The sequence below is a fragment of the Arthrobacter sp. zg-Y1219 genome, assembly GCF_030125545.1.
Lineage (GTDB): Bacteria > Actinomycetota > Actinomycetes > Actinomycetales > Micrococcaceae > Arthrobacter_B.
In genome coordinates this window covers 105683-130526 of the sequence record NZ_JASKLY010000020.1, presented here as the reverse complement: position 1 = coordinate 130526, position 24844 = coordinate 105683, and the positions used below count along the sequence as shown (strand labels likewise).

Here is a 24844-nt window from a genome sequence, read left to right as displayed (position 1 = left end):
CATGGGAACGTTTGTCGAAAGCCGTATCGAAGAGGGTGTCGGATACCTGACACTAGCCGATCCCGACCGGCGCAATGCAATGACCGCCGACATCGTGGATGAGGCGCTGGCGGTCCTGCAGGAATTCGCAGACGCAGGGCTGAAGGTTGGCGTCCTTAGCGCGAGAGGACCGGTTTTTTGTGCCGGCGGTGACCTCAAAGCGAAGCGGATCCCCGGCGTTCCCCCGGCAGGGGTCCGCCTGATCGACGCGTTCGAAACGTCGCCTCTGCTGTGGTTCGCCGCCGTTGAAGGTCCCGCCCTGGGGGCAGCGCTGCACCTGCTGTCCACCTGCCCCCGGGTGGTTGTTTCGTCCTCAGCTTGGTTTGCTGTGCCCGAGTTCCTGCACGGCCGCTTTCCACGCCCAATCGTTGCTGCACTGGCAGAGGTTATTGGCCCGCGCCGGGCGATGCGCCTGGCGATGACGGGGGAGCGCCTCACCGCCGAGCAGGCGCTGGACCTGGGATTCGTCGAATCCGTTGTCGAGCCGGGCCAGGCGCTGAAAACGGCGGCCGAGGAGGCCATGGCTTTCGCCAAGCTAAACACCGAATCCCTGGAGAACGGGCGGTTGGGCTGGTCCACGCGTCTCGAGACGCGGAAGGCCTAGTTATGCAGACGCCGCAGCGGCAATATCCGCTTAGCCTGGTCGTGAACGGGGAACCCGTCACCGCTGAAGTGCCGGCAACCCGGAGGCTAGTCGACTTCGTCCGGGAAGACCTGGGGCTTACTGGCACCAAAGTCGGATGCGAAGTTGGTTTCTGCGGCGTCTGTTCAGTCCTGTTGGACGGAGAACCCGTAGCCGCCTGCCACATGTTGGCGCTGCAGGTTGACGGTCGCCAACTCACTACGGTGGAAGGACTCAGCGCCCGGCCTGCATGTACCCGGCTGCAGGAAGCGTTTATCTCGGAGGGCGGCTTCCAATGCGGCTTCTGCACCTCAGGTCAGCTGGTGATGGGAACCAGCCTTTTGGAAAAACACGATGTCTGCGGCATGGAGCCTGGTGACATCGCGCTGGAAATGGCCGGTACCGCATGCCGCTGCACCGGGTACTACGGCATCCATCGTGCCCTGCGGAAGGCAGCACAGTGAACACGTCCTACGACGTTCCTCCCACTGTTGAGGAAGCCTGCTACCTGCTCGAATCAGACGGGGCACACGCACTGGCCGGCGGTGTAGCCTTCACGATGGCCTTGTCGAAGGGGCAGATCCAGCCGGGATCGATCGTATCCCTAGCCAAGCTGCATGGGCTGCGTGGTGTCGTCGTCGGCGCGGGGCTCACGATCGGAGCCATGACCACACATGGCGAGCTGCTTCGAAATCCGGCGCTGGCCGGCTACGACCCTCTGCTGCCCCTGATGTTCTCCGACGTTGGCAACGTCCGGGTTCGCGCGGTGGGAACGCTTGGCGGGAACCTCGCTTATGCCGACCCCCGGCACGACCCTTCACCGCTCTTATGCGCTCTTGGGGCCATAGTCGTGCTCCAATCCTCACGCGGCACCCGGCGCGTCCTGCTGGAATCCCTGGCGGAAGGGCCCTTCCGGACCAGCATTCAGCGGGGGGAGCTTTTGACTGCAGTTGAACTGCCGCCCCGGCCCCAAACGCTGCGCAGCGGTTGGTCCAAGCTGCAGACGAGCAGCTTGGACGACTATGCGAGTGTGTCAGTGGCCGTCGCCTACGAAGAGACCGGCGGCCAGATTGCCAACCCGCGGATCTTCGTGGGTGCTTCCGATACCCATGTGCATCCGTTGAAAGCATCACAGTGCCTCGCAGCATCGGTAGTCGGCGGGAATGGCGCGATTGGGGCGAAAGCGGTCGAGGCCGCAGCGGATGCGCTCGAAAAAGAGATCCAGCCCAAAGATGATCACCGGGGCAGCCGGCACTACAAGCGCCAGCTCGTCCGGGTGGCACTGGTTCGGGCGATTGCGCGGGCCCGAAGCGGAGGGGAGAGCCAGTGAATGACGACGGCGGGTACGCAGGGGAAGCCTGGGACCGGGTGACCGGCGCAGCACGATACGCACAGGATGTGCCCGGGGAAGCCCTGAGCCTTGCATTGGTTCGGTCCCCTCATCCTCATGCGGAGATCCTGTCGATCGATGCCTCCTCAGCTGCCGCAATGCCCGGGGTGGAAGCAGTGCTAACCGCCGAAGACATCGGAGACCGCCGGTTCGGGCGCTTTACCAGGGACTATCCGGTGCTTGCTCCTGGCCGTGTGCTTTTCGCCGGGCAGCCGGTCGCCGCGGTCGCGGCAGTTGACGAAGCCACGGCAAGACAGGCCGCCGGCAGGGTGCGGGTGGAGTACCGCGCCTTGGCTCCTCTGCTGACACCGGTGGAAGCTTTGGCTCCGGACGCGCCGGCCATCCACCCCGGGTATGAGGGTTATATCAACGCCGTCACCGGCCGCAGACACCACAACCTCCAGGGCGAGGATGCGGCACGTACCGGTGACCCGGGAACTGCCTTCAACGAGTGCGACGAAGTCTTTGAGAACGAATTCACCTGGGCCCGTTCCTCCTCCGCCGCATTGGAAACTCACGGGGCGTTGGTTGACGCAACCGGGGACAAGGTCCATGTGTATGCCTCGCACAAGGAACCCTACAAGCTCCGCCGCGACCTGGCGGCACTCTCGGACCGTCCGGAAGCTGACTTCGAAGTGCATCCCGTCAAAATAGGTGGAGATTTCGGGTCCAAGGGCAATCCGTTCGTGGAGGGCATCTGTTACTTCCTCTCCGTTCGCACTGGCCGGCCAGTGCGTGGCCGCCTGAGCTTCTCTGAGGCCTTGCAGGGAACGGGCGGACGGCACGGCGGGTCACTGTACCTGCGCACGGGATTGCGCCAGGGCACTGTTCATGCCCACGAATCACGGTTCGTGCTGGACGGTGGGGCCTTCGTGGCGTTGAAGCCGATGCCCAAGGGTATTCTGCCGATGCTCGGCCTGCCGATGGGCGCTTATTCCGTTCCCCACCTCGCTGAGTCCGCGGTCGGCGCCTACACGAACACGATGCCCGGATCCCATGTGCGGTCACCGGGTGAGTTCCAGACCATCTTCGCCTCCGAGTCCCACCTGGAGATGATTGCCCGGGCCCGCGGCGAGGACCCGTTGGAGTTCAAGTACCGCCATCTGCGGCAATCAGTCTCACGGGTGCTGTTGGAACGGGTGCGGTCGGAAAGCTCAGACTGGGGACGATCGGGGAGACCGGACGGAGAGATGCTTCTTGGCACCGGTTATTCAGTCTTTCACCGGAGTGCCGGTCCCGGTGAGTCTACGGTCAGACTGACGGCTGACACTGATGGACTTCAGCTGGACCTCGCCCTTCCCGATCAGGGAGCGGGCAGCTTCGAGGCCTTTGGGCGGCTGGTGGCCGCACGACTGGGCGTTCCCCGATCCAGAGTGATGGTCCGGGGATTGGGCACGGACAGCGGACTCGTGGACCAGGGGGCCGGCGCCAGCCGGGTCACCGTGGTTGTGGGGCGTGCCTGCGAGGATGCCTGTCGCAGGCTCTTGGCAGAGCTGGATGCCGCGCCCAGCCTTCCTCAGGGCGCGGACAATAGTCCGTTCTGGCCGGGAGAAATCCTGGCTGAACGCCGGCAGGAAAACCTTGTCGTTGAGGGAACAGGATCGGTCGGCCGCAGTGAGGTGGGCGATCTGGGCCATGCCCACGGTGCCCTGGCAATTCAGGTGGCGGTCGACCCAGCCACGGGAATTATTCGTGCCCGCAGAGCTGTCCTCGCAGTGGACGTTGGCCCAGCGCTGAACCCCGTGGGTCTTCGCGGGCAGCTGGAAGGCGGGTTCGTCTTCGGCCTGAGCCAGACCCTCTTTGAGGACCTGCGCCAGGAAGGCGGCCGGATAAGCCTCGATTCCCTTAACGATTACAAACTCGCTTCCGGCGTCGACATTCCAGAGCTGGCCATCCACCTGATGGGGGACGCCGCTCTTCCGGAAACCGGGCTCGCCGGTGTTCGGGCAGTCGGGGAACTTGTGAACATCGGTGTCCCGGCCGCCGTGGCAAACGCACTCCATGACGCCGCAGGTATCCGGCTTTGCTCGCTGCCGCTCACGGCCGAAAAGGTGTTTGCCGCGCTAACGGCCAATGCTTCGACAGTACGGCCCGCGGGCATCGTCGGCTAATGGCCGAAGGCTCTGGATACAAGACCAAAAACTCAATCACAACCAAGGAGAACACCATGACCGAGAAAGTTTTGCTGGAGAAGCGCTACGAGGACAAGGTAGCTGTAATCACCCTGAATCGCCCGGAGAAGCACAATGCGCTCGACGGCGACATCCTGGACGGGTACATCGCTGCCCTCGAAGAAGTACGGGATGACGACGGCATTCAGGTGGTCCTTACCCGCGCGAACGGCCCGTCATTCTGCTCCGGAATGGACCTCCACTACCTCCGTGACTTCCGCAAGGAGTACCGCCCGCTCTATGACTGGGCGAAGTGGAAGACTCCGGCGCGGCTGTCCCTGGCAGTCAGTGACTACCCCAAGCTCACCGTGGCAGCTGTTCACGGCTACTGCCTTGGCGGCGGCTTTTCCCTGATGCTGGCCCACGACGTTGTGATCGCCGCTGAAGATGCCCAGATGGGCATGCCGGAGGTGCTGCGCGGGAGCTTCGGCCAGGGTGTCACCGCCCAAGTCGTCAAGTCCGGGATTCCCCGGAAGAAGGCTGTCCTCCTGCAGCTGCTGGGACGCAACATCGATGGCATCGAAGCAGAAAAAATGGGGCTCACCACGCTGTCCGCTCCGGCTGCCGAACTAGATGCGGAGTCGTACCAGATCGCCAAGGAGCTGGCGGGCCGCAACCCCGCTGTCCTTGCCCACGCGAAGATTGCCATTCATCTTGACGAGCACCTCCCGTTGAACCACGCCATGTTCTCGGATGACATGGTCGCAGCCCGCATGCGCATGTCCATTGACCCGCTTGGAGATGTTGACGGCTACCTCAAGTCCCAGAAGGGCGGTACCAACAAGGATTACGTCCGTACGTCCTAGCCTGTCGGACCCGGCCCGGAGCCAGCCAGCATAAGACTGCCGGGCGGGGAGGAACGGAACCCCGCCCGGCCACATCAGGAGCACACCATGAGCCGCATCAGTATCAGTGCCTGCTTGTCCCGCAACGCGATGACCTCACCATTGTCATCGTTGCAGCCCGAGGGAATCGACTGGACAGTCAGCTACGTCCATCCCTCGGAAATGTTCTGGCGCCAGTTGAAGTTCGGAGACTTCGACGTGTCGGAGATGTCCCTGGCCACGTTGCTGATCGGCTGGGCGCAGGGCAAGCGCGACTGGGTCGCTCTCCCGGTCTTCACGACGAGGCGGTTCTTCCACACCACCATCATGGTGCGCAGGGGGGCGGGCATACTGAAGCCCGCGGACCTGCGAGGCAAACGGGTGGGTGTGCCGGAATATCAGCAGACTTCTGCACTCTGGTCGAGGGCAGTGCTGCAGCACGATTTTGGAGTCCATCCCTCGGAGATGCGCTGGTTTATGGAGCGCCCTCCAGAGCGGAGCCACGGAGGAACTACCGGCTTCCAGGCCCCGAAAGGAGTGGAGTTCAGGCATGTGCAGCCAGGTGAGACGCTGGCCTCGCTGATGAGACGCGGGGAGTTGGATGCATCCTTCGTGCACCTCACGGAGACCAACCTGATCGACAGGTCGACCGGAGCGGCCGGACGGCAGGCCGACGTAGTTCCCCTGTTTGCGGACCCGGAGGCTGAGGGCCGGCGCTATCTGGACGCCCACGGCCTGTTGCCGATAAACCACTGCGTGGTGGTGCGAAGGGAACTGGTGGAACGCCACCCGTGGATCGTCCTCAATCTGTATTCCGCTTTCGAAGCAGCCAAGAGGGCCACACTGTCTTCGGCCCTCGATTTGTTGGGGCTATATGCCACAGCTGGTGTGCTGTCACCGGGGGAAGTGGCGCGGGCACGGCTGGCGGATCCCGTGCCCTATGGCTTTGCGAGCGAACTGCCTGTCCTGGACGCAGCTGCAGACTATCTGGTGGAACAGGGCCTTATGCAGGAAAAGGTCGATGTGAAAGAGATCTTTGCGGAACAGACACTCTCCCTTTGACTAGTGCAGTAATTTGGTAGCCGATTTGCCGAATAACTCGGCAAATCGGTTGCATTCCTGAGGGTGCTCGGCTACGTTCGGAGTCACGCACTTATCAGCTAGTTTGTGATCTGACTTACACAAGTGAATGCCCGATTGAACACAGACGTTCGAGGGCGGAGATGGGACTCAGGATGAGCAACGAACTGCTTCAGCGGCTTAAAGCCCTGGAAACCCCCGGCGTTAGCGATGCCATGGACCGACTGGGCATCCCCGGCCAGTGCCTCGGCATCATGCCTCTGGACCGGTCCTTCCGTCTTGCCGGCGAAGCGTTCACCGTCAAGTATTTGCCGGCCTACGAAGCGGGGGCGACCGTTGGTGATTTTGTCGACGACCTTGACCCCGGGCAAGCGGTGGTCATCGACAACGCGGGACGAATGGATGCCACGGTGTGGGGTGACCTGATGACCATCGTGGCCAAACGCCGCGGGCTCGCCGGAACCGTGATCGATGGAGTGTGCCGCGACCTTGACCGGGCACTGGAGCTGGACTATCCGCTCTTCACACGCGGCAATTGGATGCGCACAGGCAAGGACCGCGTCCAGCTGGAGGCGCTCAATGTCCCGGTGCTCATTGGCGGAGTCACAGTTCGGCCGGGTGACCTCCTCCTGGGGGACGCCAACGGCTTGGTCGCGGTGCCGCGTGACCGCGCCGAGGAAGTGATAGGCGTAGGCGAGGACATTCAAGCCAGGGAAGACGGTATCCGGGAGGATATCCGCACCGGTTCGGACCTGCGTGAAGCCCGGTCGCGGGCCGGCTACCACCGCCTCCAGACGCCGATTTCCTAGAGGAGACCTTCATGACAACTGAAGCCATGGAAAAGCAGACTTCGCAGGTAGACGTGATGGAGCTTCGGGTGCGGCACGTCAAGTGGGAAGCAGAAGGCGTGCACTCACTCACCTTTGTCCATCCCGAGGGGGCGGACCTGCCGGAATGGGAGCCCGGGGCGCATCTGGAGATTGTCTTGCCTTCGGGTCTGGTACGGCAGTATTCCCTCTGCGGCGATCCTTACGACCGGTGCCGCTATAAAGTGGCTGTCCTGCGGGAACCCAACGGCCGCGGGGGATCGGCGGAAATCCACGACACAGTGATGACCGGCCGGCTGCTGAAGGTGCGTGGGCCCAGGAACCGATTTGAACTTGGTTATGCCGGCAAATACGTCCTCATCGCGGGAGGTATCGGCATTACTCCCATCCTCTCCATGGCCCGCGAACTGGGAGACCGGAAGGCCTGGCATCTCTACTACGGAGGCCGGAGCTTGGAGTCCATGGCGCTCAAAGATGAGCTGTCTGTGCTGGGCGCGGAGCACGTCACTCTGGTGCCTCAGGACACCCGAGGGATCCTGGATCTGGAGGCAATCTTCGCTGATGTTGATGACGACACCGCAGTTTATTGCTGCGGCCCGGAAGGGCTCCTGGGAGCCGTTTTGGCCCAAGCGGAAGCCGCCGGAAGGAGCGCACAGGTTCATTTCGAACGGTTCGGCGCAGCTCCGAATGCCCCCGAGCCCGAGGTTTCAGAAAGCGTGGAGAGCTTCGAGGTCGAGCTGCGGCGCACCGGCTGCACAGTGAGCGTCAGCCCGGATCAGACCGTGCTTGAGGCGATTCGCGCCGTGGTACCGGACATGCCATCTTCATGCGAGGAAGGCTTCTGCGGAACCTGTGAGACCCGAGTGTTGCTTGGCCAGGTGGAACACCGCGACCAGATCCTGAGCGCTGCCGAGAGGGAGGCCAACGAATCCATGTTCGTCTGTGTGTCGCGTGCCAAATCCCCCCGCATTGTGCTCGATCTCTAGTCTTCATCCCTGCCACCCAAAGGTATTTCCATGACGGTTATTGATATCCACGGCCATGTCTCGTCCCCGGCCGAGCTCTATGCCTACCGGTCCATCCTGATCGCTGGTCGGGGCGCCCACGGGCGCAGCGGAATCCAGCTGCCCAAGGACAAGGTCCTTGCCGCGGCGCAGCGGCATGTGTCCCTTCTGGACGCTGCCGGGACAGACATGCAGTTCATCTCTCCCCGCCCGTTCCAGCTCATGCATTCGGAGGAGCCCGCAGAGATCGTGCATTGGTGGGCCCGGGCCACAAATGACGCCGTCGCAGCTCAAGTGCAGGCCTTTCCAGAACGCTTTCGGGGCGTAGCCGCATTGCCCCAAGCTGCGGGGACAACGCCCGAGTCCTGGATTGAGGAACTTGAACGTTGCGTCGACGAACTTGGTTTTGTGGGTGTGCTCATTAATCCCGATCCGGCGGAGGGCCAGGAGCAGCGGCTGCCGCGGATCGGCCACGAGTGGTGGTACCCGCTGTTCGAGAAGATGGTCGAGCTAAACGTCCCCGGCTTGGTCCACTCCGGTGGCTGCAAGAGTTGGCGCGAGTCCTACAGCGAACACATGATCACGGAGTCGAGCCGCAGCGTCATTTCACTGGCGGAGTCCAACACGTTCAGGGATTTCCCGGATCTCAAGCTCATCATGAGCCACGGTGGCGGGTCTGTCCCCTATCAGATTGGCCGCTGGAGGGCAGCGCGCTATCTGGAAAATACGGAGGTGGAAGCCTTCGACAACAAGGCTGGCAAGGGCTCCGATGTCGAATCCTTCGATGATTCCCTGTCCCGCTTGTACTTTGATTCGCTGGTCCATTACCAGCCGTCCCTGGAGCTGCTGATCCGCCTGGTTGGCGCTGACCGGGTGCTCTTCGGCACCGAGGTCCCGGGGAGCGGATCACCAATCAATCCGGAGACCGGGCGCAGTTACGACGACCTCCGTCCTCTTATCGAATCCATCAGCTGGCTGGAAGAGGACGAGAAGGAAAAGATCTTTTCAGCAAATGCCCAGGGTCTTTATAAGCGGCTCTAGCCTGCCGCAATACTCCACTTTTCTTACCGCCGTAGCCGTCTCAAGGAGGACACGTTGCGTATCACCAAGGAACTGAATGAACGCCTGACCCGGGTTGGCCCGGGTACACCGATGGGTGAGCTCTTTCGCCGCTACTGGATCCCAGCCTGCCTCAGCGAGGAGATCCCGGAACCAGACTCGCCCCAGGTCAGAGTCCGCATTCTCGGGGAGGACCTAATCGCATACCGAGACAGTTCCGGTGCAGTGGGCCTGGTCGATGCCTACTGCCCGCACCGCAAGGCGCCAATGTTCTTTGCGCGGAATGAGGAATGCGGCCTGCGCTGCGTCTACCACGGGTGGAAGTTCGACACACTGGGCAACTGTGTAGACATGCCTACCGAGCAGCCTGACAGCAAGTTCCGGTACCGGGTAACCATGAAGGCGTATCCCACGTATGAGGCCGCAGGGATTGTCTGGACCTATATGGGCCCTCAGGAACACACCCCGGAAGTCCCAGACCAGGAGTGGATGCGCGCTCCGGCGACACACCGCCGTGTTTCCAAGTCCGGTGAGCACTGTAACTTCCTCCAAGCTATCGAAGGCGGCATCGACACTGCCCACTCGTCCTTTGCCCACAACAACGACCTCGAGAACCCGCGCCTGCTGCGCAACTTGGATCGTCATCCGAAGCTCGACGTCGACTTCACCGACTACGGATTCCGATATGCGTCGCTGCGCAACGTCGGCAATGACACGACGTACCTTCGCATCTACCAGTTCCTGCTGCCGTCGCAGCAGTGCCGTGGCTTTCTGGTTGGGCTGGACGGCAAGACGCCGGAAATGCCCGGTATGTACGGACATATCTGGGTTCCGATCGACGATGAAAACGTCATGGTCTACAACACGCTGGCATCGGCTGACATTGACCATCCGATCAGCGATGAGTGGTGGGACGCCCACGAATCTGAAATGGGCCGCGGTGTTCCCGAGCGGATTCCCGGGACTTATTGGCTCCAGCGAAATGCCGCGAATGATTACCTGATCGACCGTGAGGTTCAGCGCACCAAGACCTTCACCGGCATCGAAGGGGTAAATACCCAGGACTACGCCATCCAGGAAGGCATGGGCGCCATCGTGGACCGCAGCACCGAGGCCCTCGGCAGCACGGACAGGGCCGTCTTGGCCTGCCGTCGGATGCTGCTTAAGCTCATGGACGAGATGGAGACGGGTACGGCACCGGCAGGAACTGAACCGGAAACCTACCGGGAAGTGCGCGGCGCTGATGCCCTTGTCCCAACTGGAACTGATTGGCGCGATGCCGCCAAGGAGATGACGCTGACCTACTGGTGAGACGCAGCGCCGACCAACATCAGATCCAGAAGGGACAAGACAGTATGCAGCAGCACCACGTTGTTGAAGTCAGGGCCACCGGCTACACGCCGGAGGCTGTTACGGAGAAGATGCAGGAGGTCCTGGACGAGCACGATGCCCAAGGCTGGTCCCTGGACAGCATCCAACCCATTATTTACAACTCCTCGACCACGGGATACCTGATCCTGGTGTTCGTGCGACCGCGGAACCAGGCGGGCTGATTCCGTGACTAACGCACCGCCGCGGGAGAGCGCCGCTGTATCCGGTATAACCAAGCGCATCCGGGCATCTGTGACTGTCGGTCCGGCGAGCAACGAGATCCGTGTCCTCGACGTTCCGCAAACCGGACCAGACTCGGCACTGCTGCGGGTCGAAGCGGCAGGCGTGTGCGGGTCAGACGTCCACTCATACGGCAGCGACCTGCCTGAGCGAATCATGGGCCACGAGAATGTAGGGGTCCTGGTATCGGTCGGTCCGGTAGCCGAAGCCCGGTGGGGAGTCGGCGACGGCGACAGGGTGCTGCTGGAGGAGTATCTGCCCTGCGGGCACTGCACTTTCTGTCGGAGTTCCGAGTTCCGGTCGTGTCTGGCTTCGGACACATCGGCCAACCCGGATGCCCTGAGATTCGGATCCACGGGAACGGCAGTGGGCCACGGGCTCTGGGGCGGTTATGCCGAAATGATGTTCGTGCACCCCAATGCCGTTCCTCACCGTGTTCCCGACGGCGTGTCCCCGGTGCTGGCGACACTGGGACTGCCGCTGGGAAACGGATATCAATGGGCGTACCTCGATGGGGGTGTCCGCCCCGGCGACACCGTCGTCGTCATGGGTCCGGGCCAAGCGGGAATCGGATCGCTGCTGGCGGCTAAAGAGGCCGGCGCGGCGCACGTCGTCGTTGTGGGATTGACACGTGATTCCGCACGGTTGGACGTGGCGAAGGCGTTCGGTGCCACGGAAACCTGCGTGGTCGACGGGGACTGCCCCGACGACGTCGCGGGGCTGATCGCAGACCTGACCCACGGCTCGGGAGCTAGTCTGGTCATCGACGCGGCCGCCGGGAATTCGGAGACCCTGGAACGTGGCATCGACCTGGTGGCTAAACGAGGCCGGATCATCATGGCTGCGGCGTCCAGGACCCCGCTGGATGGGTTTCCCATTTGGAAACTGTCCCGTAAACACCTCGACCTGCAGGCAGTCCGAGGACACAGCTTCGAATCGGTCGAGTGGGCGCTGCAGCTCATCGCGTCCGGTAAGTACCCGTTGGAATTAATGTCCAGTTTCGTTGGCGGACTGGACGATGTGGATTACGCTCTGCGTGCCACGGGCGGGTGGGACAGTGACCCTGTCCTGCACGCAACGATCGTCCCCAGCCAATAACCAGGAACGGCCGTGGTCAGGTCCGTCCGCATCAGACTCCCGAAGGGCAAGGTAGCTCCGTTGATCGAAAATTACCCATACAAGGCCTGGGCACCGCCAGCCTGGGATCAGGAAGCCGACTTGGTTGTAGTGGGGTACGGGGGTTCCGGTGCCACCTGCGCCGCCACCGCAACTGCTCTTGGCGAGGATGTCCTGGTGCTTGAAAAGGCGGACCGTGGCGGCGGGAACTCCGTGTGCGTCGCAGGGTCCCTGCTCACGTTCCCCGTTGATGATGAGAAGGCTTTCCGCTACCTGGATTGGATGTGCGCGGGCCAGACAGAGCCGGCAGTGCTGCGTGCCTTCATCGACGGCATGAAAACTCTTCCGCAGTTCCAATCTCAGCTCGGTTTCGAAATGAAGGAAAACCCCGAGCCCTTCCGCGCTGACGGTTTCTTTCCCGAGTACCCCGGGGCGCCAGGTGCAGAAGGCTTGTTGGGGCTCAGCGCCATCAAGGCGCCAGGCGGAGCTGCCCTTTACGAGTCCATCGCCGCATTGGCGGAAAACCGAGGTGCGCGCATCCAGTATGGAGCGCGGGTCGTCGCTCTGGTCCAGGACCCGTCATCGGGCGAAATTCACGGCGTGGTAGCGGAAACCTCCGATGGAGCACGGATCACCGTCAGGTCCAGGAAAGCGACCATACTGGCAACAGGCGGATTCGAGTTCAACGAGCGGATGAGGCAGCAGTACCTCACACACTGCCCGGTGCTTTTCCTAGGGAGTCCAGAACTGACGGGGGACGGAATTGAGCTCGCCCAGGAGGCAGGTGCCCAGCTCTGGCATATGAACTCCGTATCGGGCCCGCTGTATTGGGGAATCGAACCTGAACCCGGGCGAGTGTACGTGACTTACGACTTCATGCAGATGTCCGGCTTCGGGCACCGGGCTCCTGCTTTCAAGGATGCAGGAAGTGTCATCTGGGTGGACAAGAACGCCCGCCGCTTTCACAACGAGACGACGGAAACGGGGGAGGTTCACCATGGATACAGCAACCGCGAGAGCTGGTTTAGGGTGGATGTGGACTCCGCGGAGTTTGCCCATGTACCGGCCTTCCAGATTTTTGACGCCAAGGCCTTCCACGCCGGCGCCGTTATGACGACCCTCAACTCACGGACCCCGGCATGGAGCGACGACAACCGAGCGGAGCTGGATGACGGCTGGATCGTCCGGGCGGATACTCTCGAGGAACTTGCCCACAAGTGTCGCTACCCCGAGGCTCCGGGATCGTATCGGGCCGGGTATCTGGACGCAGCCCAACTTGTTTCAACCGTGGAAGAGTACAACCGCAGCTGCGTCTCGGGGGAGAGCGATGCGTTCGGCCGCAGCAACTACCGCGCGCCGCTTGGGGCGGGGCCGTACTACGCGGTAGGTCCGATGCTGCCCACTTTCGTCAACACGCATGGCGGGCCCAAGCACGACTCGGAACAAAGGGTCTTGGACCACCGTGACCGGGTTATCCAGCGGCTCTATGCGATTGGTGAGTGCGGGTCACTGTGGGGGCCGTATTACAACTCGATGGGGGACATCGCCGAGTTTCTGATCTCGGGGCAAATCGCCGCACGGAGTGCCTCAGCCCTAACTCCCCGGCCTGCCACGGTTCCTGCCATACCCGCGGGAGTGCACGCATGAGCCCTTTGACGACGGAGATTCCGCTGGAATCGCCCGGTCGGCTGCGCAGCGAAATTGCGGCAGGCAGGTGGGGCGGTGATCTCCGTACCATTCCGCAGGGATACACCCAGTCCTCAGTCCTGATGCTTCCCCAGGCGTACGCGGCGGATTTTTTGCGTTTCTGCCAGCTGAATTCCAAAGCGGCAGGATTGCTGCATGTGGGCGCACCAGGCGATCCGGAACCCGGATATCTGGCCCCGGGTGGAGATATCCGGACTGACCTCCACAGCTACCGGATTTGGCGTAACGGCGAACTGGCCGGCACATGCGATGACATATCCGGCCTGTGGCGGGAAGATATGGTTGCCTTTTACCTCGGTTGCTCCCTTACCTTCGAACATGCGCTGACCCAGGCCGGCGTGGTTCGAGGTGAGGGCCGGGTCTACACGACGACCGTTCCAGCACAGTCAGTGGGTGCTTTCGCAACGAACCTGGCCGTCACGATGCGGCCGATGGATACGAAGAACGCAATACGTGCCATTCAAGTGACCTCCCGCTTCCCGGCCACGCATGGCGGGCCCATTCACTTCGGGGATCCCGGGGAACTGGGACTCGAAGACCTGAGCAAGCCTGACTTCGGTTCGGCGCCCACCCTGGCAGCCGGCGAAGTCCCGGTCTTCTGGGCCTGCAGCGCCACTGCCGTCCTGGCGGCGCAAGCTGCAAAGCCGGACCTCATGCTGACCTTTGACCCGCCGTACATGCTCATTACGGACCGGCGTGTCGAGGAAACATCTGTTCTATAGCACCAAATTCCTGCTCTACCCGCCCGATTCGTCCATGTCGACGAAAGGAAAAGCAATGCGCAAAACCCTGGCACTCTATGCCGTCCTGGCAATAAGCCTGACCGCATGCAGCGGAGGTGCCGCGGCCACCGCGGAACCGACCGCAGTCGAGTTTTCGAACCTGGAGGAATTGGTTGCCGCTGCGGAATCGGAAGGAAGCGTCCGTCTCTACACCAGCCTGCTGGAACCGGACCTCGTCAAGCTGGTTGAGGAGTTCGAGGCAACTTACGACATCGACATTGAAGACATCCGGCTGGGTGGCAGCGATGCCATGAACAGGTTCGACTCCGAAAGCGCAGCAAAGTCCCGGACGGCAGATATCGTGGTCGTCAACGACACCTCCTTCTTTGGCGCAGCGACTGAAAAGGGCACTATTCTTCCCCTGGAAGAGACCGGTGTCCTTCCTCTGGTCCCGGACTTCCCCTCTGACATGCTCCTGGAGGAAGAGAAGACCGCGGTGCTGACCGTCACGAACAATGGCCTGGTTTACAACTCCAATCTGGTCGATGAAGCGGACGCACCGGACACCTGGGAGGACCTGCTTGATCCCCGCTGGACCGGCAAGATCCTGGCCGTGGCACCGGAATCCTCCCTGGCCAACATCCTTACCTGGTCGATCGTGTCCGAATCCCAGGGTGAGGACTACCTGTCGGAGATCGGCGCCCAGATTGGCCGCTATTATCCGAACCTGGTCCCGATGCATGAAGCCCTAGCCGCAGGCGAGGGAGAGCTGGCCGTGCCAAGCCCGGAATTCTTCGTCGCCGCACAAACCGCGGCTGGGCAGCCGCTCGCATTCAAGTCGCTGTCCCCGAACTACTACCCTGCTCAGGCGCTCGGCGTTGCGACAGCTGCCGAGCACCCGGCGGCGGCCCGCCTGCTGGCCCAGTTTTTGATGAGTGAGGACGGCATCTCCACCATCACGTCGGGTGCCGGCGTCTTCTCGCCCTACGATGACGGTGTTCCGGCGGACTTCCGGGTCCCGGGCACGGCAGAGATCCAGGAGATTCAGTCGCGCCAGGACGAGATCGTCGGGCAGCTCAAAAAGTAACAGTGCGAGCCGACGCACTCGGCGTGCCGAGGCGCGGCTGAACCCAGGCTGGTTCCGCCGCGCTTCGCGCCGGGTGAGTACTCCGGAGATTCAGGGTGATGGTCCATCATCGAACATCAGGGGCCACGCACAGCCAAGCTTCACATGTCCAGCTCCACCGACCGCCGCGAATACGGCTGATTGCGACGGGCCAACATATCCCGGTCCTGCACAGGATCGGGATGTGAAAGGCAATGTGGCAGGGGTTTGCCCCACACCAGATGCGCTATCGGGCGCTCTTGGGGAGAGTGAGCGATCGCATCAGCGCCCCAACACCAGGGGCGGAATCAAACCCCTGGACCTGCTCGATTACCTGCCGTATTTGCGCCTCGGAAATGACCCCGTCAGCAAGGTCTTGAAATTTCGTTTCGGCGTCGGCCCAACCCGACGGGTGTTCCTGGGAGCCCAAGGCGTATTCCACGGTGGCTTCAATGCGAGACCCATCCCGGCGGGTAACAACTACTCGGGCTGGGGCGTGCCCGGTGGGCAGCGAACCTTCGGCAGCAACGGGGTAAGTGACTCGACGGGAGAGGGCGCGGATACCCTCATCTTGGAGATTGGTGAGGCAGTAGTCAGCGTAGCCGTTGCGACCGGTAACGAGCCTCAAAGCAAGCCCAAACGCTGCACTGAACTGTGCCTCGATCTCGTCCTTCGGAGCGGTGATTTTGCCGACTACGTGCCGCTCGCGGTCTCGTTGATAGACCTCGATCGATTGAACTTCTTCGGCCCGGAGACCATCACGCTCCATCAGTACTGCCATGGCGTCTATGGCTGTGTGCTGCCCGGCACAGCAGCAGTAGGGCTTAGTGCCGGTCCTGTCGAGCATGAATTCGATGCCGAGCCCATCGGAGAGCTCTCCCGAACGATCCGAGCCGCTGAAGGCAGCAATGAATCCCCGCGTCCCCTCCAAAGCGGTGGAAGGTGCATCCACTCCCGCCGCGGCCAGAGCTGCCGCCCGGATTCCCGCGGCGACGGCGAACCCCGGGTGGAATCTCTTCACGGAACCGCCGGTAGACGTATATTCGGTTATTCCCGCGGCCTGGCTTGCAGCGATCCCGAGGGCACTGGCAAGCTGGGCGCTGGGTAATCCTGAAAGGCGCCCAGCGACGGCTGCCGCGCCGAAGGGTCCAGCGGCAGCAGTGGTGTGGAAACCTCTCTGCATCATTCCCGGAGCTGACAACGCGACGCGGACCATGATGTCATAGCCCACCACCATCGCCGTGATCACGTCGGGTCCCGGTGTCCCATGTTGTTCTGCCAAAGCGAGTGCTGTCGGAATGACCACTGCGCCGGGATGGGAAGCAGTGCCCATCTCGGTGTCGTCGTACTCAAATCCGTGGCCGCTGACGGCATTGAGGAAGGCGGCATCCTCCGGACCGAGGCGGTCACCATTGACGACGACTGTGGAAGTACCCTTACCCGGACGTCTGGCGAGGACATATGAGCGGGCCTGCCGGCTCGAGGGCAGACTGGAAAATGCCACTTGACAGCCAAGCTGATCGAGCAGCAGCTGCTTGGCGCGATCAACTGTTGCAGGGGGCAGATCCTTGTAGCGGAGCGAAGCGGAGAACTCACCGAGATGCTCTGTGGCGGACATTGTGGGTACCAGGTGCATAAGAATGTCTCCTTTGGGTGAGACGTGGCATAAATATTCTCTGGGGGGGGGGGGGGGCGGGGCGGGTTCAAAGGGGGGCGGTGTTTATTGCCCTACCCCCCCGCCCCGCGTCTCAGAGTGACACTGGAAGCACCAGCGGAAGCTATTTGCCGAAGGCTTCCATGATTTCGTCCCGCATGCCCTCATATCTTTCGAAGTCCTCTGCGGAAATTATGGCAAAATCTTCGGGGATCAAATGATCGTCGTATGGCGAAAATGAACCCACTGCCGGATCGGTCACCGTCCGGGTTCCCTCCTCAGTCATCATGAAATGAGCAAGCAGGCGTGCGGCATTCGGGTGCTGTGCCCGTTCCGAAACTCCCGTCGCAATCACCGGGTAGACGGAGGGAGAAAGATGGACAAATTCGAGCGGCTTCCCCTCTTGCTTTTGGCCTTCGATGAAGAACTGGGCGCTTTGCAGAGCCAGGTCTCCGTCGCCCGCGGACAATGCCTCATGCTGGGGCACCATATTCGGGTAGGTCCGGGCCACCTGGGCTCCGAGCTCAGAAACAAAGTCCGCGCCATAGGTGTCGTAAAGCTGACCCCAGACGACCAGATTATTGACTGAGGCATCAGGCGAGGTTCCCACGAGCTTGCCGGTCCAACGACTATCCAGAAGGTCTTCCCAAGACCCGGGAACGTCGGTAGACGAGACGTTCTCGGTGTTGTAGGCAACGCCGGACAACACGATCTGCGAGATGGAGAACCCCCCGTCGGGAGATTTCAGGTGCTCCGGAACTTCATCCAGCAGATCGTACAGGCCCGTTTCTTCCATGTTCACAAGCGCCCCGCTGCCGACGGCGTCGCCAACGTATCGACTGTCTGCCAGCGCCAGGATGTCTGCGCTGGGTGCGTTTGCCGAAGTTTCGGTGTCAAAGCGGGTAGCCGCATCCGTACCGCCGAGACGCAACGCTTGAACCTCGATGTCGTACTTGGCCTCGAAGGCTTCCACGAGTGAGTTCATGTCTCCCTCTGTCAGTGCCGTATAGAGCAGGACCTCACCTTCAGCCTCTGCCGCTTCGACCAGGCTGTCCAGGTCTGTCACCGGGCCTACGGGCTCGGACGGAGGGCTGGAGGCCGCCTGGCCACCGCAGGCAGTGAGCAGAAGAGACGCCGCGAACGCTGCGGAGAGGAGGGGTTTGCGCATGTTCAAGCCTTTGTTCGGGTTCCCTCTGCAGATCGTCGGGAACTTGAGTCTGATTGCTTCATGCAACCGAAATGTGTTCCTAGGCCCGTCCCTGAACCGCCTCTTTGCGGAACATTCGGAGCAGTACTGCTGCCCGGCCACCCTCCGGTGGGATCCGGAACAAGATCATGCTTGGATGCTAGAGCAGAAGTTTGTTAGTGGCAATGCCTCTTGGGTAACGGGGGGCATTCGCGCCGGCCGGTACGCTGGGGTCTTGCTAGTAGTGCACTTATTCATTACTGTTTCCCGGTAGTACAGATCACATCTAAGACAAGATTGAAGAAGGTGAGCTACATGGTGGTATGTGTATCGCCGAACGGCGCCGCAGTCTCCCATTCCGAGGAGCCCGCAAGCGAGCTCCTCGTCGGCACCATCCGCGGCATCGTCCATTTCGAACGGGAAGCCCCCCACCTGCCATGGAGGGAGGCCAAAAGGACTCTTGAGGATGTCCATATCAGCTCGGTCCTCTTTGAGGAAAGGAGCGGCACCATCTTCGCCGGCGGCCACGGCCAAGGGGGGCTGTGGGTCAGCACAGATGGCGGCGGGACATGGGAACGCCGCCAATCCGGCATCGCAGAGAACCACATTTTCCACCTAGCCGCGCAGTACCGCGGCGACGGTGTCCGCATCCTTGCCGGCGTCGAGCCCGCATCCCTCTACTTCAGTGATGACATGGGCCTGACATGGACAAAGCTCCCGGCGCTCAATAAGGTTCCCGGCACGGAAAAATGGACCTTCCCGCCACCCCCGCACCTGGCACACGCCAAGAACGTTGCATGGCATCCTTCGGATCCGGACACCTTCTACGTGTGCGTTGAACAGGGCGCCCTGCTCAAGACTGCCGATGCCGGCGAGACTTTCACTGAGCTGGCCTCCTACGAGTCTCCGAACGACCTCTGGTACCACGACACGCATCGGATCGTGATCCGGCAGCGGGACCCGCGGCAGATGTTTCTCTCCAGCGGTGAGGGCGTGTACTACAGCGCCAACGCGGGAGAAAGCTGGACACACATTCAAACGCGCTCTGACCGTCTGGGCTATCCCGATGCCATGGCGATCGATCCGCACAACGAAGACACGATCTTCATTGCCGGGGCGGGGAACCCGCCCCGGACCTGGGTGGACCAGCAGGAAGGTACCTCGAACGCGGGGGTCATCCGCAGTGATGACGGCGGAACGTCCTGGCGCGAGGTTTCCAACGGTCTGCCGCAGCCGCTGAAGGGGAATATCGAAGCCATGTCTCTGGCCTCCCACCCGGAGGGCGTCGAGTTGTTCTGCGGCACTGCGACCGGCGAACTGTACTACAGCTCAGACCGGGGTGGGCTTTGGCAGGAAGTGGCTGCCGGTTTGCCTCCGGTTTCCAAGGTCCACCACTACCGTTGGTTCCTGCCGAAAGAGGAGCGTCAGCGGATTGAGGAACTTGCCAGAGCCGGCTTCTAGGAATGCTGCAACTGCCGCGAACCAAACCGTGTGCCCATCCAGTAAGGACAAGAAGATGACAATAGATATGCACAGCCCGGCGGCTGCGCCGGCTCTGCCCCAGGTGCTGGCCTCACGCGAAGAGGCACTCACCGTGGCGCAGTCCCTGGGTCAGGGTATCGCCGCTCGGACTGCGGAAACCGAAGAACTGCGCAGAATTCCCCAGGCTACAGTCAGCGAACTGGTTGATTCGGGCCTCTTCGGCGTGGTTACCCCGCGCCGCTGGGGAGGGTCCGAGCTGGGGTTCGGCACGATGCTCGAGGTGCAGATGGAGCTCGCGTCGTCCTGCGCCTCAACCGGCTGGGTTTACGGCGTGCTGGCGGGCCACACCTGGCTCGCATCCCTCTTCCCCGAGCAGGCGCAGTCCGAAATCTTCGAAGATCCCCGGTCGCTGATCGCCTCCCTGATCAGATTGGGTGGCCAGCAGCCGCGCAGGGTCGACGGGGGATTCCGCTGGGAAGGCGGGGTGGGGAAGTTCTGCAGTGGAATTGACCATTCGAACTGGGTTCTGGTCGGCGGGCAGGTGCAGGAAGAGGACGGTTCCTCGGAGGCCTGGTACTTCCTAATTCCTGCAACTGACATTGAGATAATCGACGATTGGCATGCCGTCGGGCTCAAAGGGACGGGCAGCAAGTCCCTGTTGGTGAAGGACGCGTCCATACCTGAGCATCGAGCGGTTCGCTTCAGCGACCTGGCAAAAGGCCTGGCCCCGGGTGCAGCCATCCACAAGGGAGGCCATTACACGCTTCCGTATGACTCAGTCTGGCCAATGTCGCTTGCTGGCGCGCCCCTGGGTGCGGCAAGAGCCGCCCTGCGGGTTTTCACCGAAGCCTCTGCCGGCAGAATCACCCCGTTGCCACCGGCTGTCCAGGCAGCAAACGGCCCTGCTTTGGCGAGGCTGGGGCTGGCGGCTGCTCAGATAGATGCAGCGACAGCCCTCCTCCTGCAGGACGCAGCCGTGGTGGACAACGCCCACCCCGGCGCAACGTTCACAGCCATTGAAAAGGCTGCCCGCTCCCGAAATCTGGCCTTCGCGGTTCAGCAATGCAGGGACGCAGTGAACACCCTGTATCAGGCCAGCGGTGGCAGCGGTGTCTACCTCAGTGGGGAGATGCAACGCTGGTGGCGGGATGTGAACGCCGCCTCGCAGCATGTGGCCTTCACTTGGGACTTGGCATCCGTTGCTTATGGAAAGGCCGCCATCGGGCTGGACTCCAGTGGGGGCCGGCCTGGCCCGGGCGTAGCGGTCAAATAAGAGCAAACGCGTAAAAGATCGGCTCCGTGCTCGGGGTCGATGCTGGGGGCCGGAATACTTTCGGCCCCCAGCTGCCGTTGTCATGCCCTATGAGCCGGCCTTGCGGTTGCGGATTACCCTCAAAGTGCGTTCGACCCAGGCGAGTTTGGCCTCCGTTACCGCGATGGTGGCGTCGATGGCCAGTTGCCGGCCATATACCTCTGCCGGCGCCCCGCCGTCCGGTGCACCGTATTCGTCAATAAGGACTTGGAGAGATAGTCGCTGGTGGTCAAGGGACGCTTGCCACTGGGCCTTGGAGCTCTCCAGCAATTCTTCAAAAGTGTGTTCGGGGAAAAGGTCCGCCGTCCAGACACGCAGGTTGAACTCGTCCTTATGCTTGGCCACGTCCAAGTCCGAGGTCAACCATTCCCGCAGGGAGCTGCGGCCGGTGTCTGTAATGCTGTAGATCCGCCGTTGCGGCCCGGAGCGACCCTTGGCAACCTTACCGGTTACGTAGCCCGCCCCTTCCAGGGATTTCAGTTCACGGTAAATCTGAGTGTCATAGGCGTGCCAGCCGTGGCCGACCGAGGAGAAAAATCTCTTCTTGAGATCGTATCCGCTGGCCGAATTTCGCGTTAAGAGTTGCAGGATGGCATGACCCAGTACGCTGGGCCTGCGAGATTCTTCCGGTAGTGCCACGCGCACCCCTTCATTGGATCGAATAAGCGCGTCACAAGTATCGCATAAATGCTGTGCCAAAAGCCCGGCCGGCGGCATTGTCGCTCCTAACCCTTGTTGCATATGCACTAGTGCGTTAGTGTCAACGTGTTGGACATCACATATTCGGCTGGAAGGCGTGGCATGACCGATTTTCAGAAGGCCGCCGGGGACTTTGATCCACTGGCTCCTGAATTTATTGCGGATCCGCACAAGGCACTGCACCAGCTGCGGGATACGGCACCTCTGGCCAGGTCGGAGAGATGGGGCGGATTCTGGGCCGCAACGAAGCGGTCTGACGTCGTTGCCATCGCAAAGAATCACAAGCGCTTCGTCAACTCAGTGACGCACATTGTCCCTGGAGGGATGGCCGGCAAAACCCGCCCCCTCATGCATGCCGACCAGCCGGAGCACACCGACTTCCGTGAAGCCATGCTTCCCGTTTTTAACGGTCCAATCGGCGAACGGATAGCGCCTGATATCCGGGCTCATGCCGAGAAGCTCGTCCGGGGCATGGTCCTCAAGGGAACAGCGGATCTCGAACGGGACTTCGGCGGACCGCTGATGGCGTACGCACTCACCCGCTTCTACGGAATGGATGACGTCGCTCCTGAGGACCTGGACCGGTGGCTGCACCAGTACGTCAAAGGTGGTCAGAAAAGGGATGAAGCCATGGTGGCCGAAGCTCACGCGGGGCTGCTAAAGGTTGCCGTCGGACTTGTCGAGGACAGGACTCGGAACCCGCGGGATCCAGAAACAGATCTGACAACCGCCCTCCTTCAGGCCCGGCCCCACGGAATGCCACTGGACCATGAGAAGCTGATTGGCGCCGTCAGACAGCCCTTTGTCATTGTCTGGCTGGCGACCTCGCACAGTCTGGGCAATATGCTGACCCGCCTCGTGGAAGACACGACGTTGCAGGAGACGCTGCGCCGCAATCCGGAGCTGATTGCCGAGTCCCTGGAAGAGTTCCTGCGCCTGGACATGCCACAGCTCGGCTTTGCCCGCACTGCGGACGGGGACGTCGAATACGGCGGAAAGGTTATTCGCGACCGTGAACCCGTAGCCCTGGTCTTCCCCGCCGCCAACCGTGACCCTGAAGTCTTCGAGAGCCCGGATGAATTCCGCATCGGGCGCTCGCCGAACCCGCACCTCACATTCGGGGCAGGAATCCATTCCTGCCCCGGCAAGAACATTGCACGGGCAATCGTGCTCGCCGCCCTGGAATCTGTCATTACCGGCACGGGCGGGTTCAGCCTCAGGGGAGAGATTGAACGCGAGCACTGGCCATTCCGGGCATCGCGGAGCATCCCGGTCGACATCGCGGCCACGCGTACAGATTCCGAGACAGCCGAGGGCTTGGTCACGGTCATCTCCTAGCAGCGCCGACAGCAGCATCCACAGAACTTGAAAGGCGGAGATTCATCGTGACTTCGGTAATCACTATCCGGGAGGACGGCGATCGGTCGCCCGGCCCGGTCGAAACAGGGGCGGCCGGTCTCCCGCCGTCGAGGCGGCGAAGGTCCTTCGGCCGGTTGCGCAACGGAAAGAAGATGTCCCCGTTCAGCATTATCTCTTTGGTTGTGGCCGTGGGTTTCATTGCCCTGACCGTGGTGCCGTTGGGCACGGTCCTGCTTCGTCTCTTCGTAGTCGATGGCCAGATCACGCTCGCCCCTCTTCAGGAAACTCTGCAGCAGGATGTCCTGAGCCTGGTCGGCAGTACGGTCTTTGTCGTGGCCGGCAGCACGGTTTTCGCCGTTTTGATCGGCGGAGCACTTGCCTGGCTGAACGAACGGACCGATGCACGGATGGGGCTTTTCTCCGATCTGCTTCCCATGGTCCCGTTCCTGCTGCCGCCCGTGGCCGGATCTGTGGGATGGATACTGCTGCTGGCACCCACGGGAGGTTACCTAAACAGCGCGTGGATGAAGATGACGGCATTCTTCGGTGTGGAAGAACCCGTGCCGCTCATGGACATCTACAGTTGGAGCGGGCTCATCCTCGTTTTTACCGTCTATGGCGTCGCGTTCACCTATATGATGATCGCGCCGGCCCTGAGGATGCTGGACTCCAGCTTGGAAGAGCAGAGCCGCGTCACAGGAGCCGGTGCGATCCGCACGCTCTTCAAAGTCACTCTTCCGGCCGTTCTGCCGGCCATCGCTGCGGGCGCGCTGCTGTGGGTCTGGGTAGCGTTCGCTACGGTGGACATTCCCTCGATGATCGGCACTGGCGCCGACATTACGCTTCTCTCGCAGCAGATCGTAAACCTCCTGGTCTTTTCCTATCCGCCAAAGCAGGGTGTCGCCGTCGGACTGTCCCTAATCATTTCGGTTGTTGTGCTCGGTGCGTGGCTCCTCCAGTCCAGGATCCTCCGCTCCAACAAGTTCGCTACGGTCGGGGGCAAAGGAAGCCGCTCCACGCCGCTGCGCTTGGGCAAATGGCGTCCCGTAGCCCGCGGCGCCATGATCGGCTACGTCCTGCTGACCACCGCTCTTCCCTGCCTCGCACTGTTGATAGTGGCGCTCACCGGATCTTGGCGCGCTGATATCGACTGGGGTTCCTTCGGGTTCTCGCACTTCGCGGACATCTTCAGCAACTCCTACGCCATGCAGGGACTGGCCAACAGCTTCACGCTCGGGTTGACCGCAGCAACTATCGTCGTCGTTGTCGCTGCCCTGGTGTCGCTGTATGTTGCACGTTCGGGGCCGGTTCTCGGAAGAGTTATCGACGTCGGGATCAAGCTTCCGGCCACGCTGGGAGCCCTCGTGATTGTTGTGGGCATGGTCCTGCTTTTCACTGGTCCTCCCTTTTACCTCAGTGGTACAACCTTCCTGCTACTGCTGGCATACTGCGCCCTGTGCCTCCCGAACGCTTCGATCTCCGCAGACGCCGCAGTGGCAGGGGTGGGAGGCGAGCTCACGGAAGCCTCCCGCATTTCCGGGGCACCGGAGAGCAAAACTTTCATGCGGGTCATCCTCCCGCTCATGGTGCCGGCCCTCGTGGGCGCGTGGGCATTGGTATTCGTCCGGGTGCTCTCGGACTTAACTGCCTCGTCCCTGCTGGCCGGAGCGAACAATCCCGTTATCGGGTTCCAAATGCTCGAACTCAGCCGCTATGGCTCATTCACTGAGCTCGCCGTCCTTGCTTCCATCCTTGCGGTCGTCTCCACGATCACGGTGTTCGCCGCCGTCTGGTTTGGTCGTTGGTCCTCGAGATGGACTCAGGCACCCAAGGTATCCCGTCGTCGTCCCGCGAACCTGCTTTAAGAATTTGGAG

Annotated in this window: 22 protein-coding genes; 19 read left to right on the top strand and 3 right to left on the bottom strand. The window is 61.9% G+C overall.

The window, feature by feature from the left end:
- Nucleotide 1 precedes the first annotated feature (1 nt).
- From QNO00_RS15675 to QNO00_RS15605, 15 genes are all read left to right on the top strand, one after another.
- Nucleotides 2-643: an enoyl-CoA hydratase/isomerase family protein gene (locus QNO00_RS15675; RefSeq protein ID WP_284025173.1), complete on the top strand. Its 642-nt coding sequence runs from the start codon at nt 2-4 to the stop codon at nt 641-643.
- A 2-nt stretch (nt 644-645) separates the two neighbouring features.
- Nucleotides 646-1125 carry a (2Fe-2S)-binding protein gene (locus QNO00_RS15670; RefSeq protein ID WP_284025172.1) on the top strand — a complete coding sequence of 160 codons (480 nt, stop codon included), beginning with the start codon at nt 646-648 and terminating at the stop codon, nt 1123-1125.
- Entirely contained in the window at nt 1122-1991 is an 870-nt protein-coding gene (locus tag QNO00_RS15665; protein WP_284025171.1) for an FAD binding domain-containing protein, read from the top strand. Before QNO00_RS15670 ends, QNO00_RS15665 begins: the two co-directional genes overlap by 4 nt.
- Nucleotides 1988-4162: a xanthine dehydrogenase family protein molybdopterin-binding subunit gene (locus QNO00_RS15660; protein WP_284025170.1), complete on the top strand. Its 2175-nt coding sequence runs from the start codon at nt 1988-1990 to the stop codon at nt 4160-4162. The genes QNO00_RS15665 and QNO00_RS15660 overlap by 4 nt, the downstream gene beginning before the upstream one ends.
- Before the next feature lie 56 nt (nt 4163-4218).
- Entirely contained in the window at nt 4219-5028 is an 810-nt protein-coding gene (locus tag QNO00_RS15655) for an enoyl-CoA hydratase/isomerase family protein (RefSeq protein ID WP_284025169.1), read from the top strand.
- An 87-nt stretch (nt 5029-5115) separates the two neighbouring features.
- Nucleotides 5116-6108 carry a substrate-binding domain-containing protein gene (locus tag QNO00_RS15650; RefSeq protein WP_284025168.1) on the top strand — a complete coding sequence of 331 codons (993 nt, stop codon included), beginning with the start codon at nt 5116-5118 and terminating at the stop codon, nt 6106-6108.
- A gap of 173 nt (nt 6109-6281) precedes the next feature.
- A complete protein-coding gene (locus QNO00_RS15645; RefSeq protein WP_284025167.1) occupies nt 6282-6935 on the top strand; it encodes an RraA family protein in 654 nt (217 codons plus the stop codon).
- A gap of 11 nt (nt 6936-6946) precedes the next feature.
- Nucleotides 6947-7939, top strand: coding sequence for a PDR/VanB family oxidoreductase (locus tag QNO00_RS15640; RefSeq protein WP_284025166.1), 993 nt, complete (start codon nt 6947-6949; stop codon nt 7937-7939).
- Nucleotides 7940-7969: 30 nt separating this feature from the next.
- The gene (locus QNO00_RS15635; RefSeq protein ID WP_284025165.1) at nt 7970-8998 is read left to right on the top strand and encodes an amidohydrolase family protein; all 1029 of its coding nucleotides are present in this window, start codon (nt 7970-7972) and stop codon (nt 8996-8998) included.
- Between the two features lie 54 nt (nt 8999-9052).
- Nucleotides 9053-10327 (top strand): Rieske 2Fe-2S domain-containing protein, encoded by a 1275-nt coding sequence (locus QNO00_RS15630; protein WP_284025164.1) that lies wholly within the window; start codon nt 9053-9055, stop codon nt 10325-10327.
- A gap of 44 nt (nt 10328-10371) precedes the next feature.
- Nucleotides 10372-10569 (top strand): DUF4177 domain-containing protein, encoded by a 198-nt coding sequence (locus QNO00_RS15625; protein WP_284025163.1) that lies wholly within the window; start codon nt 10372-10374, stop codon nt 10567-10569.
- Nucleotides 10570-10573: 4 nt separating this feature from the next.
- The gene (locus tag QNO00_RS15620) at nt 10574-11725 is read left to right on the top strand and encodes a zinc-dependent alcohol dehydrogenase (RefSeq protein WP_284025162.1); all 1152 of its coding nucleotides are present in this window, start codon (nt 10574-10576) and stop codon (nt 11723-11725) included.
- A 60-nt stretch (nt 11726-11785) separates the two neighbouring features.
- Nucleotides 11786-13390: an FAD-dependent oxidoreductase gene (locus QNO00_RS15615; protein ID WP_284025161.1), complete on the top strand. Its 1605-nt coding sequence runs from the start codon at nt 11786-11788 to the stop codon at nt 13388-13390.
- Nucleotides 13387-14172, top strand: coding sequence for a D-glutamate cyclase family protein (locus QNO00_RS15610; protein WP_284025160.1), 786 nt, complete (start codon nt 13387-13389; stop codon nt 14170-14172). Before QNO00_RS15615 ends, QNO00_RS15610 begins: the two co-directional genes overlap by 4 nt.
- Nucleotides 14173-14227: 55 nt before the next feature.
- Complete coding sequence (locus QNO00_RS15605) at nt 14228-15259, top strand: ABC transporter substrate-binding protein (RefSeq protein WP_284025159.1); 1032 nt, start codon at nt 14228-14230, stop codon at nt 15257-15259.
- A gap of 265 nt (nt 15260-15524) precedes the next feature.
- On the opposite strand, the gene QNO00_RS15600 is transcribed toward QNO00_RS15605, so the two are convergent.
- Both QNO00_RS15600 and QNO00_RS15595 read right to left on the bottom strand, forming a co-directional pair.
- Nucleotides 15525-16913 (bottom strand): MmgE/PrpD family protein, encoded by a 1389-nt coding sequence (locus QNO00_RS15600; protein ID WP_284025158.1) that lies wholly within the window; start codon nt 16911-16913, stop codon nt 15525-15527.
- A 142-nt stretch (nt 16914-17055) separates the two neighbouring features.
- Nucleotides 17056-18099 carry an extracellular solute-binding protein gene (locus tag QNO00_RS15595; RefSeq protein ID WP_284025157.1) on the bottom strand — a complete coding sequence of 348 codons (1044 nt, stop codon included), beginning with the start codon at nt 18097-18099 and terminating at the stop codon, nt 17056-17058.
- 333 nt (nt 18100-18432) lie between these two features.
- Between QNO00_RS15595 and QNO00_RS15590 the strand changes: the two genes are divergently transcribed.
- Together QNO00_RS15590 and QNO00_RS15585 are read left to right on the top strand one after the other, a co-directional pair.
- The gene (locus QNO00_RS15590; protein ID WP_284025156.1) at nt 18433-19578 is read left to right on the top strand and encodes a WD40/YVTN/BNR-like repeat-containing protein; all 1146 of its coding nucleotides are present in this window, start codon (nt 18433-18435) and stop codon (nt 19576-19578) included.
- Between the two features lie 133 nt (nt 19579-19711).
- On the top strand, nt 19712-20872 hold the full coding sequence (locus QNO00_RS15585) for an acyl-CoA dehydrogenase family protein (RefSeq protein WP_284025155.1): 1161 nt from the start codon (nt 19712-19714) through the stop codon (nt 20870-20872).
- Between the two features lie 87 nt (nt 20873-20959).
- On the opposite strand, the gene QNO00_RS15580 is transcribed toward QNO00_RS15585, so the two are convergent.
- A complete protein-coding gene (locus QNO00_RS15580) occupies nt 20960-21550 on the bottom strand; it encodes a PadR family transcriptional regulator (protein WP_284025154.1) in 591 nt (196 codons plus the stop codon).
- Nucleotides 21551-21712: 162 nt separating this feature from the next.
- Here QNO00_RS15580 and QNO00_RS15575 point away from each other — a divergent pair, with 162 nt between their 5' ends.
- Together QNO00_RS15575 and QNO00_RS15570 are read left to right on the top strand one after the other, a co-directional pair.
- On the top strand, nt 21713-22948 hold the full coding sequence (locus QNO00_RS15575) for a cytochrome P450 (RefSeq protein WP_284025153.1): 1236 nt from the start codon (nt 21713-21715) through the stop codon (nt 22946-22948).
- Nucleotides 22949-23121: 173 nt separating this feature from the next.
- Nucleotides 23122-24834, top strand: a complete 1713-nt coding sequence (locus tag QNO00_RS15570) for an ABC transporter permease (RefSeq protein WP_284025152.1) — start codon at nt 23122-23124, stop codon at nt 24832-24834.
- Nucleotides 24835-24844: the final 10 nt, after the last annotated feature.